Consider the following 14,942-nt stretch of genomic DNA (forward strand, 5'->3'; position numbering starts at 1 on the left):
AGGATGACTGGGGTAGGAGCTTTGGGGTCTTAAGATCCTTCGCTTCGCTCCAGGATGACTGGGGTAGGAGCTTTGGGGTCTTAAGATCCTTCGCTTCGCTCCAGGATGACAGGGGTAGGAGCTTTGGGGTCTTAAGATCCTTCGCTTCGCTCCAGGATGACTGGGGTAGGAGCTTTGGGGTCTTAAGATCCTTCGCTTCGCTCCAGGATGACTGGGGTAGGAGCTTTGGGGTCTTAAGATCCTTCGCTCCGCTCCAGGATGACTGGGGTAGGAGCTTTGGGGTCTTAAGATCCTTCGCTTCGCTCCAGGATGACTGAGGTAGGAGCTTTAGGGTCTTAAGATCCTTCGCTTCGCTCCAGGATGACTGGGGTAGGAGCTTTGGGGTCTTAAGATCCTTCGCTCCGCTCCAGGATGACTGGGGTAGGAGCTTTGGGGTCTTAAGATCCTTCGCTTCGCTCCAGGATGACTGAGGTAGGAGCTTTAGGGTCTTAAGATCCTTCGCTTCGCTCCAGGATGACTGGGGTAGGAGCTTTGGGGTCTTAAGATCCTTCGCTCCGCTCCAGGATGACTGGGGTAGGAGCTTTGGGGTCTTAAGATCCTTCGCTTCGCTCCAGGATGACTGGAGTAGTTAGCTCGGGTTTACCTTAGATCTTACCACCTGCACAAGCACCGTCAACATCAACCCAAACAAAACGCCAATAAGCACTAACTCCATCCCATTAAAAACCTCATAAAATCCAATATTTCTCAACACCTTCAAAATAATCCCATGAATAAGATACACATACAAAGTCTGTGCCCCTAATTTAGAATACATTTTTTCTCCATCTGGAATCAATAGAAAAAATCCAAAGCTAAACAATGCCCCAACCCCATACAATGCTAGCCTGTACAATCCTGCGTACCACATGTCGTAGCCGACTACTGCATAAGAACTTTTTCCTTGTAGAAGAGGTCTGGCGATGATGTCGTATTTTAACAGTATGTAGGCAATCACAATACACGCCACCCATATAATGTATTTCCATTTACTTTCTTTTACCGTTATAATATGCTCCTTTTTTAGGTAATGACCTATTAAAAAATAAGGAAAGAACACCACTACTCTTGATAAGGACATAAACAATCCAAAGTTCTCATCATATCCCACTGCAATTCCAGCTGCAACAGCAATCGAAAGTATGCCCTTAAGATCCTTCACTTGAGGAAAAATCACATACCATATAATTAAGCAAAACATAAACCAATAAGTGTAATATGGATCTGAGTAAGTAAGGTCAATTTCTGCTTTAAGAACAAACTTAAACACTAGAAAATAAAGAGTCTGTATAAAAAGGTAAATCTTAGAGTATTTAATTACATATTTATTCAAGTTTTTTATATACTTCATAAAATACCCAGATACTATAATAAAGGCGGGCATGTGAAAGGTATAAATAAAATAAAACAATCTCTCTAATCCCCAAGATTCACCAATAACCGGAGAAAAAGTATGCGTGGCCACTACAATTAATATCAAAAAGAATTTCACATTATCAAAATAAAAATCACGTTTTTTCGTTAACTTTGGTGTATTTACGATACCTGTCAAGTTGAGGACTCCTTTTGTCTGAACTACTAACAATGAATAATATAATAATATAACACAATAGCCAACAAAAAATCCATAATAATTGGAGGGAGGGGGCCAAATAGTCAGGTGGTCAGGTGGTCAGGAAAACCAAAAATCCACCAGCAGTGATATAGAATTTACTTACAACTTATTAGGGGTTGGACGGTTGGTTCGTTGGATGGAAAACTTACCACACCAACTATTAATGCATGAACTATATAATCAACTAGTATTAAATTAAAATACAAAATCTTCAATGAACAATGAAAAATGAACAACGAACACGAAACAATATAAATATGCGACTGTTTACGTAGCTTTTAATACTGCTAATTATTCATTGTTCCATCTTCATTGTTCACTGCGACGCAAGTCGCATATTTGACTTAATTAATTCTAAATTGTAAATTCTCATTTCTCAATTGTGCGCGAAGCGCACCCAACGCTCGTGCTTTTAATTTTGTCACCGTTTGTGGATGAAGGTCATTTTCTTTAGCGATTTGCTGGACTTTTTTGCCTTTATAAAAATGTTCTCGGATAAACCACTGTTGTCTAGGCGTGAGCTTTAGTAGTGCCCTTTGAATATCTTCCGTATTTTCCCTCCAGATGATCTTGTCTAAACTCTTATCCTGCTCAATCAAATTCTCATCCTTTAGGTTATCAAAAGTAGGCATCATTTCGACGAATTCTATTTTATCAGCCTGCTCTTTTATGACTTCCATATAAAAGTAAAAGAGCTTTTTCTTATAAAAGGCTGCAAAAGGTACTTGTTTTGATATATCAAACTCCTGTACGGCCTCTAATAATTGAACCATAGCATTGTGATAATTTTCTTCAAAACTATCATAATAGCCGTATTTCTTTATCATTGACAAAGTAACCGGCCTAACCTGTTCAATCAAGACCCCCATTTGAGACGTATCACCGCTTTTAATTTCATCTATTAACGTAATAAGGGTAATCTGGATTACCTCCTTATAGAAAAAGTTATATCGTATTATTCTATGAGATTTAAGCGAATGTGACATTACTTTAGCGGAAACTGGAAAGCTGAACGCGGAACTTTTTATAGGTGGAAAGCCGAAAGCTGAACGTGGAACTTTTCTGAGTGGTTGATTCGTTGGACGGCAAAAGCTCTCGCTTTCTGTGAGATAGGCCTTTGACCTCGTCAGGGATCCGTGCATATTAGTTATTAAAGAATACACTGTATATAAAGACTTTTAATAATTTTCAATTCTAAATTGTAAATTATTAATTCTCAATTGTGTGCAGCGCACACGGAAGTCATCCTAGGGCGAAGCGAAGGATCCAAGACCCCAGAGCGATCGCAAGCTCCTACCCGAGTCATCCTAGAGCGAAGCGAAGGATCCAAGACCCCAGAGCGATCGCAAGCTCCTACCCGAGTCATCCTAGAGCGAAGCGAAGGATCCTTAGGAACTAACTATAAGCATATAAACGATCATTAGAACAAAATGCAAAAACCTTCAATGAACAATGAAAAATGAACACTGAACATGGAACAGTACAAATATGCGACTCAACAACCTTTTATATTCATTGTTCCCTGTTCATTGTTCACTGCGACGTAAGTCGCATATTTGCTGACCACCCGACCACCTGAAATAACTCCTACAAAAAGAGCACCCCGAATCACCAGGGTGCCCTTTCTATCCACTAAACTACGCTAAATTCCGTTACATCCGTAGAAATCAATTCAATTTTGCTCTTTGCAGTTAAGCTAGATCCATTTGGTGTAAAGATATTATTAGCAATAATCAAATCCATTAAGCTATTAGCTTGCGCTTCTGTAATATCAGGTTTAGCGTCTTCGATAGATATCTTTGCATTACCACCATCAGCTCTTTTGAAGCTAAGGTCAAGTTTTAATTCGGGCATTTTTGCACCTCCTCTCCGCTAGTTATTGTTGCATATTCAAGATGAAAGTTAAAAGTAGTTATATTCCAGCATCTTTGTAGCCGGTGCAGGTGGTCAGGTGGTGAGGTGGTCAGGTGGTCAGCAAAAGCAATACTCGCCTTCGGGCGAGGTAGAGAAAAGCAAGATCCTTTGGCTAAAGCCTCCAGGATGACGTAAGCAGTAACTCGGGTTAAAACATTGTGCCTATGGCACTTAAATCCCTACGGAGTGTTTCCTACATCAATAATTGTAGTAGCGGACGACTCTGTCCGCCTAAGGAGACCCACAGAGCTATCCCAAGCTTCCTACCCCAGTCATTCTGGAGCGAAGCGAAGAATCTTTAGCTGCGAAGCTATACTGCAGAGCCACCCTAACCACTGCTTAAATAATTCTTAATTATGCGCAAAGCGCACGTAGTTTTCCACTTTCCGCATTCAGCTTTCCGCCATTCCCGCCACCATGAAAACAAACATTTATTTAAAACAAGCGCTTTAGATTATACATTCAACAAAAGATTATCCTGTATCACATGAACCCCTTCAAGAGCATGAGCTTGAAGGGCGGCGATAGCTACTGCTACGTCGTATTTCACTTGATCTGTTACAGTATTGTTAATATTAGAGTAGGTTTTGGATTTTGTTATTACATTTCCCTTGTCATCTACTCCGTAGTTATACATAAGCTGTAATTTTAGATTGCTTACATTTGCTTGAACTGGCATATTATCACCTCCTAATATGTAAATGGTTTTTAGAGGAGATATCAACCCATAGGAAGGTGATTTGTTGTAGAAATATATTTACGCTAGGTAATTTTGATAGGTGGTAAGGTGGTGAGGTGGTCAGGTGGTGAGGTGGTCAGGTGGTCAGCAAAAGCATTGCTCGCCTTTGGGCGAGGTAGAGAAAGGCAAGATCCTTCGGCTAAAGCCTTCAGGATGACTTTCGCGCTACGCGCAATTAATAATTTAGAATTAAGAATTAAAAAGCTTAGTGATGGAACCTAGCAATGGAAAGTTTTTTGGTTAGACAAATGGATAGAAAAACAATGAGCGTTACCCATGCCCTTGTTAAATCATGAGCACTTCCAAACAATAATTCTAAATTCTAGATTATTAATTCTCAATTGTGTGCGAAACACACGCACGTCATCCTGGAGCGTAGCGAAGGATCTTTGACTCCAGAGCTTGCCCTCAAACTAGAACCTAAAAGGAGCACTTCCAAACAATAATTCTAAATTCTAGATTATTAATTCTCAATTGTGTGCGAAACACACGCACGTCATCCTGGAGCGTAGCGAAGGATCTTTGACCCCAGAGCTTGCCCTCAAACTAGAACCTAAAAGGAGCACTTCCAAACAATAATTCTAAATTCTAGATTATTAATTCTCAATTGTGTGCGAAGCACACACGTCATCCTGGAGCGTAGCGAAGGATCTTTGACCCCAGAGCTTGCCCTCAAATTAGAACCTAAAAGGAGCACTTCCAAACAATAATTCTAAATTCTAGATTATTAATTCTCAATTGTGTGCGAAGCACGCACGTCATCCTGGAGCGTAGCGAAGGATCTTTGACCCCAGAGTTTGCCCTCAAACTAGAACCTAAAAGGAGCACTTCCAAACAATAATTCTAAATTCTAGATTATTAATTCTCAATTGTGTGCGAAACACACGCACGTCATCCTGGAGCGTAGCGAAGGATCTTTGACCCCAGAGCTTGCCCTCAAACTAGAACCTAAAAGGAGCACTTCCAAACAATAATTCTAAATTCTAGATTATTAATTCTCAATTGTGTGCGAAGCACACACACGTCATCCTGGAGCGTAGCGAAGGATCTTTGACCCCAGAGCTTGCCCTCAAACTAAAACCTAAAAGTAGTGCATAAGATAATAAAGGCTGACTGCTAATCACTACTTTCACTGAAGCATCCTCCATATAGTCACATAATATAGCCCAAAAGTTCCGCTTTCCGCTTTCAGCATTCCGCTAACCTAAAACGAACTTTTCAGAACCATATATCTATCAAATTCAACACTCCTGTGTTACAATAAAACCATGTATATTTAAAACAACGAGGTGATTTTTATGAAGAAAAATAAATTTACCATGGCCATGCTATGGTTGTGTATATTGTCTATAGTTGTGCCGATTTTAGCTGCGGCCTTTGCGTTGATTGTTTAAAATTGCGAAGCAATATAAACTGGTGGTCAGGTGGTAAGGTGAATAAGGTGGTCAGGTGGTCAGGAAAAACAGCTCGCCTTCGGGCGAGTTATAACTGCGTGCCAAATGGCACGCATGTCATCCTGGAGCGAAGCGAAGGATCTAAGACCCACGAAGCCTATCCCAAGTCATCCTGGAGCGAAGCGAAGGATCTTAAGACCCAAAAGGAATACACAAGATCCTTCGGCTAAAGCCTCAGGATGACAAAAGCAGTAGCTAGGGTCAAAATGTGTCCTTGGCACATAAAGAGACTTGTGAAACCAGCCCAAGGTTCCTACCCAAGTCATCCTGGAGCGGAGCGAAGGATCTAAGACCCGCAAAGCCCAGCCCAAACAATGTCTTTGCTTACGACCTTACCACCTTACTACCTTACCACCTTATAAAAAAAAGAAAGTAGGTGCCCAAAATGGCTTCTATGAAAAAGAATCGTTCCACCGGAAAAAAAGTACTAATTGGCTTCCTCGCCCTGGTCCTCCTAATCTCCGCTGGAGGCTATTATTTATTTGACAAATACCTAGGAGACATGAATCGAGTGGATATCTCCAAAAACGATGAAGAACTAAACATCTCTCCAGAGTCATCTAAGAAGGGTAATGAAATCATTAATATTGCCTTATTTGGTATCGATACTCGAGCCAATGATTACGATAGTGCAACTCGCTCTGATAGTATTATGATTGCTTCATTGGACAAGCAGCATAAAAAGATTAAGCTTACATCCATCATGCGTGATACATATGTTAATATCTCTGACAGAGGATACGATAAAATCAACCACTCTTACGCTTATGGAGGGCCAGAACTAGCCATTAAAACGATCAATAAGAACTTTGATATGAACATCAAAAACTACGTAACAGTCAACTTTAGCGCCATGGCAAAGATCGTCGATGCCGTAGGTGGAGTAGAGATTGATGTGAAGGATTATGAAATCAAACATATTCCAGGTGTCAATGGCACAGGATTACAAAAATTAAGCGGAGACCAAGCGGTATCTTATAGCAGGATACGTTACTCAGGAGATGGGGACTACGAGAGAACCCAAAGACAACGAACCGTCCTAGAAAACGTCATCACTAAAGTCCTAAACAGCAAATCCCTAACCCAAGCTCTAGCCCTAATAGAAACCCTAACCCCCAATGTAGAGACAAGCCTAAGCACAACAGATATGGTAGGCCTAGCAACAGACGTATTCTCATCAAACATAAAAACCCTAGAAAACACCCGCCTCCCGTTAGATGAACACTCCAAAGGTGGCACATGGAACGGAGTCTACTACCTAAAACCAAACACTCTAGTAGATAATGTGAAGTATTTGCATGAGTTTATTTACGAAGACGGAGACTATCAAGCATCGGTGATTGTGAATGAGATCAGCGAGGGAATTTAAAATAAGGTGGTCAGGTGGTCGGGTGGTCTGTCGTAGGTTGCGGGCTTCTAGCTCCTTACAGTCGCTACAAACCTCGCCAACCTTGACAGGGGTAATACCATTCAATTTCTCTCGCCCTTCGGTTGAGACAAATCGGGTATTACTCCCAGGTGGTAAGGCAAACCTAAACTCGCCTTTAGGCGAGGTAATGTAGCGAACGGAGCCCACACCGTTCCCCCATTAAGCCACCAAAGGTGGCTAAAGTGCTTTTACTTACCACCTTGAAGCTTACCACCTTAATTCTGCGTAAAGTATATTGCAACAATTTACTCAAATTTAACCCTTATAACCTCAGAAATTAACAGCATACTCCCTTTTTCGACATATAATCTATACTAAAATCTTTATAATAAGTTAATAATTGGAAATAAGAGTTATATTGCCAATAAAACAAGATTATATTAGGATTTGGAGGTTTGTTATGTATGAAGAAATTTCAAAACTAATTGCATTTCAGAAAGCTCATGAATTAGTAATTGAACTATACAAGATTACAGCACATTTTCCAAGAGAAGAAATATATTCATTGACTTCTCAGTTAAGGAGATCAACAGCATCCGTTCCGTCTAATATTGTCGAAGGTAGGGCAAGAGAGACAAATGCAGAATATAAGCGATTCCTAATAATCGCAAGAGGCTCTATAGAGGAAACGCGTTATCACCTTCTCCTATCAAGGGATTTAAAATACATAAGTGCTGAACAGTATCAAAACTTAGAAAATAAAGCATGTGAAGTAAGCAAAATGCTAAACGCGCTCATTAAAAAGATAAATTCATAATGTATGAAACAGGTATCAGATCTAAGTTGATTTGATGATAGCTACTAACAGGTAATATAAATCCATAACGTGCATCGTATAAAAGTTACTTTTGCCTTTGCTGTCATTGCTTTTAACCTTGCTTATCATGTTGAAGTTGGCACCTTGCTTATCACTGCAATCACAAATTAAGAACTAATAATCTCGCTACAAGAGCACAATCTAAATAAACACACCAAATAAAATAAAGTAACGAACTAAAGACATAATCTCGCCTTAAGGCGAGGAGTGGTTTTGCTTACCACCTTACTACCTTACCACCTTACCACCTGGTATAAATTCCGCTCCCCTGCTCATATTGTCTTTAACCAACAAAAAATGTATAATAGTATAACACTGACTACAACCAGAAGGAAGGAATTTATACCCCATGAAAGAAAAAACAATACGCATAGGAATGGTAGGAATACTAGACGGACTATTCCTTACGTTTTCCTTATATATATCTGCGATTTTAACTCAAAACAACTCTGTCATCATTCCGCAATTTTCTAATTTCTTGATTATTGCCCTTACTATAAAATTTGGCTTGCTTTTTATTACAAATACATACAACACTTTATGGAGATACGCTAGTGTTGAGGAAATGTTTAAGATTAGTTTGGCAAATGTAATTTCTAATTTTTTGACCTTTTTTATTTTAAATCTAATTAATCCACAGCTTACAACGGGCTTTGCCATTGTAAACTGTATATTAGATACGGCTTTTACAGGTGGTATTCGAATTAGCTATCGAGCAGCTAGACGATTTAAAAACTATAATATACCTGCTGATGGCAAAAATGTCCTCATTGTAGGTGCAGGGGATGCAGGGGTAAGTGTTTTAAGGGAATACAGAGGTAATCCTAGGATCGAGGATAAGATCATCGGTTTTATAGACGATGATGTATTGAAACAAGGTACTTATATTAATGGCTACAAAGTCTTAGGAGAGTTAAGTGAATTGGACAAGCTCGTCAAAGAGCATAGAGTTCAAGAAATCATCATTGCTATGCCTTCTGTTGAACCAGATACCATTAGAGAAATTGTTAATGAATGTAAAAAGACCAAATGTAAGACCAAAATTGTTCCAAGTCTTTCTAATCTAATTGATAGTAAAGATCTTACAAAGCAAATTCGAGAGGTAGAAATCGAAGATTTATTAGGCAGAGATCCTATTAATTTAAACAATATAGAAATCTGCGGCTATCTTAAGGACAAGCGAGTTCTCGTCACTGGTGGTGGAGGCTCTATTGGTTCTGAATTATGTAGGCAAATTGCAAACTTTGACCCAGCTGAACTCATTATTTTAGACATTTATGAAAACAATGCTTACGACTTACAAAATGAACTAAAAAGAAAAATGCCTCACTTAAACCTTAAGGTTCTCATTGGCTCTGTACGAGATGAAGACCGAATGGAACAAATTTTTAGAAAATATAGACCACAGGTGGTATTTCATGCAGCAGCACATAAACACGTACCTTTAATGGAGGATAGTCCAAGAGAAGCCATCAAAAATAATGTGCTAGGCACTCTAAATACAGCTCAAACAGCGGACAAGTATCATGTAGAAAAATTTGTTCTTATATCAACAGACAAAGCTGTAAACCCAACAAATATTATGGGGGCTTCTAAGAGATTATGTGAGATGATCGTCCAATCCATCAACAAAGCCAGCAAGACAGAGTTCGTAGCTGTCCGCTTTGGCAATGTACTAGGCAGCAACGGTAGCGTCATCCCACTATTTAAAAAGCAAATTGCATCAGGTGGTCCTGTAACAGTTACTCATGAAAAGATCATCCGATACTTTATGACTATCCCAGAAGCATCCCAACTAGTCATCCAAGCAGGTGCCATGGCAAAGGGTGGAGAAATCTTCATTCTAGACATGGGTGAACCAGTTAAAATCATAGACCTAGCTAGAGACCTAATCCGCCTAAGCGGTTTCGAACCAGACGTAGAAATCTCAATAGAGATCACAGGCCTTAGACCAGGAGAAAAGCTGTACGAAGAGCTCCTTCTAAACGAAGAAGGAATAGCCAACACCACCCATAGCAAAATCCTAATAGGCAAACCAGGAGACCTAGACTACAAAATTTTACTTAGAAACATAGCCCTACTAAAACAAGCTTTAAAAGATGTTAACACTGATATTAAAGAAGTAATGACCCGTGTAGTCCCGACTTATCATCCAGCGAGCAATTCTAATGAGAATATGGCTGCTCCGGTAGTGCAAGCTACAGAGGAGATTTCAGTAACTAGCGAGAATAATTAACAATAGTTAAACGATGGTGGAACAGTAGTTAAACAATGGTTAAACAATTGTTTGATTTCTATTCAACTATTGCTCTGATAGCCTTTTAACAGTAGTGGAACTATGGCTTTCGAACAATAGTGTAACAATTGTTCGACTATTGTTACAAGGAGGTTTTATAGCATGTTCGGATTCCAGAAGTTGGAGATTTATCAGCTGGCAAAAGAAATAGTTAAGTATAACTACAAGTTGACTAAGAAGTTTCCAAGTGAGGAAAGATTTTCTTTGGTTCAGCAGATGAATAGGGCAGCTGTTTCAGTACCTAGTAATACTTGGCCTGTGAAATAGTCACTTTATATAATGCACAAACATTGCTTATGGAGACGGTGAATATGTTTTACGTATATGTATTAGAATCTCAAAAAGATAAAAACTGGTACACAGGCTGTACTCATGATTTAAAAGAGAGATTTAGACTACATAATGAAGGCAAAGTACAATCGACTAAAGATAGAAGACCATTTAAAATTATTTATTATGAAGCGTGTTTATGTGAGAAAGATGCTTTTAATAGAGAAAAATACCTTAAGACAACGTATGGAAAGAGATATATAAGAACTAGATTAAAAGATTATTTCACAGGCTAAGCTGAAGGAACGAGCAGAAATACCAATAAAGATAGAGCTCATTTTATTAATATGTCCTATGGATCATTGATGGAGTTAGTTTGTCAAATGGAGATATCGTTGGATTTGGGATATATAAGTCAGGCCGAGTATCGTGAATTTATAAAGCAAACAAAGAATCTATCGGTGAAGATGAGCAACTATCTCAAAACAGTAGTTGAGCGATAGCTCTTCTAACAATAGTTAAACAATTGTATAGTTTCTATTGAACTATTATTCTGATAATCACCATTTAGCAACTGCTCCAAAAACAATCGTTTAACAACCGTTTAACCATAGTTCAACAATCGTTCGACTATTGTTAACAGGGTACACAGAGCCACCACTGGTGGCTTAAATGCTTTTCCTTACCACCTTACCACCTTGAACCTTACCACCTTATACACCACCTTATCTAAACATAAAAAAACAACAATTCCGACACAAAGTGACAATTATCACCGAATTTTTGATATACTATTATCATACATAGACATTTTTAATAATACAAGGTCGTTTCGACAATAAAACGTAACAAGATGTGGTATAATACATAATTTACTCTGCATTTCGTTTCACACTATTTTTCAAGCTGCATCATTATCATGTCGATAAAATTTAACTGTGTATATTGTATTTATAAATAATGAAGCGATAGTTTGGCTACTGCGACTATCGCTTGAGTTTTATTGAGTAATAAAACTGGGGGGCATATGTATGAATGAGAAATCTGAAGGTTTCACGTTTATCGAGTTGATTATAGTGATTGGTATACTTGCAATCATTGCTATAATTGCTGTGCCAAAATTGATCGGGTATAGAAGTTTGGCTGTGGAAAGGGTATGTGAGACCAATCGTGATACAGTTGCAAGACAGTACGAAGTTTATATACAGACAAAAGATCAAGGCGAAAGTCGCTTTAATCAATTTTTAAATGAAAATTTTGATGAGGTATGTTCAGATGATGGCATAATTACATATGAAGATTGTAGAGTAAAGTGTAGTATACATAAGAGTGTAAGTGATGAAGATGAGCCACCAGGTGATGGAGTGCCTTGGTTGTGATTGGATGGTTAGGGCGTCGTGAGTATTTTTGAAGGACAAGCACAAGATGTAGCATAAAGTGAAATTAAGAAGTAAAGAGTTATGCTAGATATAGATGAGTCAACTACTCGAAATTTTCGATTAGTTGGAATAAATGATACAATAGACTGGAGATTTTCGAATTATAAATTGATATGAGGAGTTGAAGAAATGGATTTAGAAAATAATACACAAATTCTAATGTATCAGACAGATGATGGCCAGACACAGATAGAAGTAAGAATGGAAGATGAAACTGTATGGATCACTCAAGCCCAAATGGCTGAATTATTCCAGACTTCAACACAGAATATCACGATTCATATAAAGAATATTTATGAAGAAGGCGAATTAGAGGAAGATTCAACTTGTAAGGAATCCTTACAAGTTCGCCAAGAAGGTAATAGAACTGTCAAAAGGCAAACTAAAACCTATAATTTAGACGTAATTATTTCAGTAGGATATCGAGTAAAATCTCACCGTGGGACTCAGTTCAGAATTTGGGCAAACCAAAGAATTAAAGAATATATTGTAAAAGGTTTTACAATGAACGACCAACTCCTAAAAAATGCAGGAGGAGGCAATTATTTCAAAGAGCTCCTTGAGCGTATCAGGGATATTCGATCAAGTGAGAAAGTCTTTTATAGACAAATACTTGATATTTATGCAACGAGTATTGATTACGATCCTAGATCATCTGAGTCAATTGAGTTTTTCAAAATAGTACAAAATAAAATGCACTTTGCGGCTCATGGTCACACAGCAGCAGAAATAGTTTTTTTACGTGCTGATGCAGAAAAAGATTTTATGGGTATGACTTCTTTTGATGGTAAGAGTTTGAGGAAATCAGATGCTTCAATTGCTAAGAATTATTTGAATGAAGATGAGATTAAAATTTTGAATAGATTAGTAACCGCTTATTTAGAATTCGCTGAACTTCAAGCGATTAGACAAAGACCTATGTATATGAAGGATTGGATAGAGAAATTAGACGACTTTATAAAAATGAGTGGAAGCGAGTTGCTTTATCATGCAGGAAAAATCAGTCATGAAGAAGCTAGGATAAAAGCGGAATTGGAGTATGAGAAGTATAAAGAGCGAAACAAAGATCAATTGACTCAAGTCGAAAGAGATTTTATTGAACATGTGAAAATTGCACAAAAGCAGCTTGAACAAAGCAAAGGTAAAAACTGTGGTAGATAAAAAACATTTACCACCGATGGAAGATAGTAATATCAAGGTTCTGAGAAAAAAGTGGTCGAAGTGGTAGATAAAATCATAAACTTTATGATTGAATGTATATATCGACGTGAGTATCGGAAAAGAATTACAAGGGCGCAAATGTAGTAATGGCAAGGGTTTTATAGGTTGAGAATGTAGTTGGATTATTACAGAATGGTTACAAGCTTAATCATTCAATCAGTAGGAGATATTTGGAGAATGATACATATTAGCATTTTGATTTAGGAGAGGTAATTATGGAGGTTCTAATAAATTCAATAATGTTATTATTAAAAAATTTGATACAAGGCATAAATGATTGGATTAGTACAATTCAGTTATCAACAGAGCTAATAGCGTTACTCTCTATTATTGTTTCAGTAGTAATTTTCTCTATGGGGAAAAGATATGAATTGCGATTTAAAAAGCATGAGTTAAAGAAAGAACAATATGTAAAGTTTATAAGATTATTAGAAGAAGTTTTTACTAAAACAAAAATTGATGATGATTCAGAGGAGATGACTAAATCTTTTGAAGAAATGAGAAAAGACTTTTTCGATATGGGGTCATCACTCTTGTTATATGGTTCCAAGAAACTATATAAACAGTATGTGTTTTATAGAGAATTTAGTGCAAATCCAGCTGCTAAATTAAGTAAACATTATGATCAAAAACTAACATTATATATACTTGCGGATATGCTTAAAACTATGAGGAAAGAAGTTGGATTAAACTATTTGAGTAATATTAGTGATGTAGAGATTTTAGCATTCTTCGTAAATGATGTTGCAAGCAATCCAAAATCAAAGATTGAATCGTTTAAAGCTAGATATCAATTAAAAATGGTTAGATTAGAGGTTTTTATCTTTGACCAAATAAATCTTGTTGTTTTGAAAAAGTTGTATTATGCGGTATTGGCTCCTATTATAGGAATTCTAGGACTTATTTATAAATATTTGATAATGGTTCCTATTGGAAAACTGATTTTGTTAATAAATCCTAATGCTCAAGAAAGCATTGCTAAGTTTGAGGAGAAAATTAAAAATAATTATTAAGCTTCACATTAGATTATTCTAATTAATTATACAAGCAGGGGGAACTAAAAATGGTTTACTTAAAAATTAAAAGATTAATTGATATAATATTATCATTTTTAGCACTTATTATATTATCTCCAGTATTTTTAATATTAATTATTGCAATCAAAATTGACTCTAAAGGTCCGGTACTGTTCAAACAGAAAAGGGTTGGAATCCATAAGAGTCATTTTAATATATTGAAGTTTAGAACTATGAGGATAGATACTCCAAAAGATTGTCCTACACATCTATTAGAAAATCCAGATCAATGGATTACTAAGGTTGGTAAGTTCTTAAGAAAGACAAGCCTTGATGAACTGCCACAGATTTGGAACATCTTTGTAGGAGAGATGAGTATCATAGGGCCAAGACCTGCCCTTTGGAATCAATATGATCTTATAGAAGAACGGGACAAGTATGGTGCTAATGATGTGCCAGTAGGGCTTACTGGGTGGGCACAGATTAATGGCAGAGATGAGCTCCCTATTGATATTAAGGCAAATCTTGATGGAGAGTATGTTGAGAAGATGAGTTTATGGTTTGATTTAATATGTTTTCTTGGAACTATTAGTTCTGTGCTTAGAAGAAAAGGTGTTATAGAAGGTGGTACAGGGATGATAGCTAAGATTAAGAAAGAAGAAAAGGAAAGTAGCAATTCATAGGGGTGATGAA

13 protein-coding genes and 1 pseudogene are annotated in these 14,942 nt (G+C 37.5%); 10 read left to right on the top strand and 4 right to left on the bottom strand.

All coding sequences use genetic code 11. The features are described from left to right. Positions 1-628: 628 nt before the first annotated feature. The 4 genes from DES36_RS13545 to DES36_RS13560 all read right to left on the bottom strand — a co-directional run bounded on the left by DES36_RS13545 (position 629) and on the right by DES36_RS13560 (position 4,247). Complete coding sequence (locus DES36_RS13545) at positions 629-1,591, bottom strand: acyltransferase family protein (RefSeq protein ID WP_170128327.1); 963 nt, start codon at positions 1,589-1,591, stop codon at positions 629-631. Positions 1,592-1,998: 407 nt separating this feature from the next. Further along, a complete protein-coding gene (locus DES36_RS14960) occupies positions 1,999-2,796 on the bottom strand; it encodes a sigma-70 family RNA polymerase sigma factor (RefSeq protein ID WP_148581890.1) in 798 nt (265 codons plus the stop codon). A 490-nt stretch (positions 2,797-3,286) separates the two neighbouring features. Continuing rightward, entirely contained in the window at positions 3,287-3,508 is a 222-nt protein-coding gene (locus DES36_RS13555) for a DUF2922 domain-containing protein (RefSeq protein ID WP_113921753.1), read from the bottom strand. 514 nt (positions 3,509-4,022) lie between these two features. Further along, entirely contained in the window at positions 4,023-4,247 is a 225-nt protein-coding gene (locus DES36_RS13560; RefSeq protein ID WP_113921754.1) for a DUF1659 domain-containing protein, read from the bottom strand. A 2,016-nt stretch (positions 4,248-6,263) separates the two neighbouring features. Between DES36_RS13560 and DES36_RS13565 the strand changes: the two genes are divergently transcribed. The 10 genes and pseudogenes from DES36_RS13565 (at position 6,264) to DES36_RS13610 (ending at position 14,932) form a co-directional block, all read left to right on the top strand. Further along, on the top strand, positions 6,264-7,130 hold the full coding sequence (locus DES36_RS13565) for an LCP family protein (RefSeq protein ID WP_207657471.1): 867 nt from the start codon (positions 6,264-6,266) through the stop codon (positions 7,128-7,130). Between the two features lie 460 nt (positions 7,131-7,590). Next, positions 7,591-7,947, top strand: coding sequence for a four helix bundle protein (locus DES36_RS13570; RefSeq protein ID WP_113921756.1), 357 nt, complete (start codon positions 7,591-7,593; stop codon positions 7,945-7,947). Between the two features lie 409 nt (positions 7,948-8,356). Next, complete coding sequence (locus DES36_RS13575; RefSeq protein WP_113921757.1) at positions 8,357-10,243, top strand: polysaccharide biosynthesis protein; 1,887 nt, start codon at positions 8,357-8,359, stop codon at positions 10,241-10,243. 162 nt (positions 10,244-10,405) lie between these two features. After that, on the top strand, positions 10,406-10,570 hold the full coding sequence (locus DES36_RS13580) for a four helix bundle protein (RefSeq protein ID WP_113921758.1): 165 nt from the start codon (positions 10,406-10,408) through the stop codon (positions 10,568-10,570). A 44-nt stretch (positions 10,571-10,614) separates the two neighbouring features. Next, complete coding sequence (locus DES36_RS13585) at positions 10,615-10,869, top strand: GIY-YIG nuclease family protein (protein ID WP_113921759.1); 255 nt, start codon at positions 10,615-10,617, stop codon at positions 10,867-10,869. 12 nt (positions 10,870-10,881) lie between these two features. Next, positions 10,882-11,076, top strand: a pseudogene (locus tag DES36_RS13590) (four helix bundle protein); the annotation flags it as partial. Positions 11,077-11,604: 528 nt separating this feature from the next. Further along, complete coding sequence (locus tag DES36_RS13595; RefSeq protein ID WP_113921761.1) at positions 11,605-11,952, top strand: prepilin-type N-terminal cleavage/methylation domain-containing protein; 348 nt, start codon at positions 11,605-11,607, stop codon at positions 11,950-11,952. 189 nt (positions 11,953-12,141) lie between these two features. Next, positions 12,142-13,173 (top strand): virulence RhuM family protein, encoded by a 1,032-nt coding sequence (locus tag DES36_RS13600; RefSeq protein ID WP_113921762.1) that lies wholly within the window; start codon positions 12,142-12,144, stop codon positions 13,171-13,173. A 275-nt stretch (positions 13,174-13,448) separates the two neighbouring features. Then, on the top strand, positions 13,449-14,246 hold the full coding sequence (locus DES36_RS13605) for a hypothetical protein (RefSeq protein WP_113921763.1): 798 nt from the start codon (positions 13,449-13,451) through the stop codon (positions 14,244-14,246). 50 nt (positions 14,247-14,296) lie between these two features. Then, positions 14,297-14,932 (top strand): sugar transferase, encoded by a 636-nt coding sequence (locus DES36_RS13610; protein WP_113921764.1) that lies wholly within the window; start codon positions 14,297-14,299, stop codon positions 14,930-14,932. Positions 14,933-14,942 lie beyond the last annotated feature (10 nt).

Origin of the sequence: Alkalibaculum bacchi (assembly GCF_003317055.1) — a bacterium.
Taxonomy (GTDB): Bacteria; Bacillota; Clostridia; order Eubacteriales; family Alkalibacteraceae; genus Alkalibaculum; species Alkalibaculum bacchi.

Excerpts from the sequence above, each read along its gene's own strand:
- DES36_RS14960 (WP_148581890.1), bottom strand. The coding sequence starts at position 2,796 with ATGCACGGATCCCTGACGAGGTCAAAGGCCTATCTCACAGAAAGCGAG.
- DES36_RS13560 (WP_113921754.1), bottom strand. The coding sequence starts at position 4,247 with ATGCCAGTTCAAGCAAATGTAAGCAATCTAAAATTACAGCTTATGTAT.
- DES36_RS13595 (WP_113921761.1), top strand. The coding sequence starts at position 11,605 with ATGAATGAGAAATCTGAAGGTTTCACGTTTATCGAGTTGATTATAGTG.
- DES36_RS13605 (WP_113921763.1), top strand. The coding sequence starts at position 13,449 with ATGGAGGTTCTAATAAATTCAATAATGTTATTATTAAAAAATTTGATA.
- DES36_RS13585 (WP_113921759.1), top strand. The coding sequence starts at position 10,615 with ATGTTTTACGTATATGTATTAGAATCTCAAAAAGATAAAAACTGGTAC.
- DES36_RS13600 (WP_113921762.1), top strand. The coding sequence starts at position 12,142 with ATGGATTTAGAAAATAATACACAAATTCTAATGTATCAGACAGATGAT.
- DES36_RS13610 (WP_113921764.1), top strand. The coding sequence starts at position 14,297 with ATGGTTTACTTAAAAATTAAAAGATTAATTGATATAATATTATCATTT.
- DES36_RS13565 (WP_207657471.1), top strand. The coding sequence starts at position 6,264 with ATGAATCGAGTGGATATCTCCAAAAACGATGAAGAACTAAACATCTCT.
- DES36_RS13555 (WP_113921753.1), bottom strand. The coding sequence starts at position 3,508 with ATGCCCGAATTAAAACTTGACCTTAGCTTCAAAAGAGCTGATGGTGGT.
- DES36_RS13570 (WP_113921756.1), top strand. The coding sequence starts at position 7,591 with ATGTATGAAGAAATTTCAAAACTAATTGCATTTCAGAAAGCTCATGAA.
- DES36_RS13580 (WP_113921758.1), top strand. The coding sequence starts at position 10,406 with ATGTTCGGATTCCAGAAGTTGGAGATTTATCAGCTGGCAAAAGAAATA.
- DES36_RS13575 (WP_113921757.1), top strand. The coding sequence starts at position 8,357 with ATGAAAGAAAAAACAATACGCATAGGAATGGTAGGAATACTAGACGGA.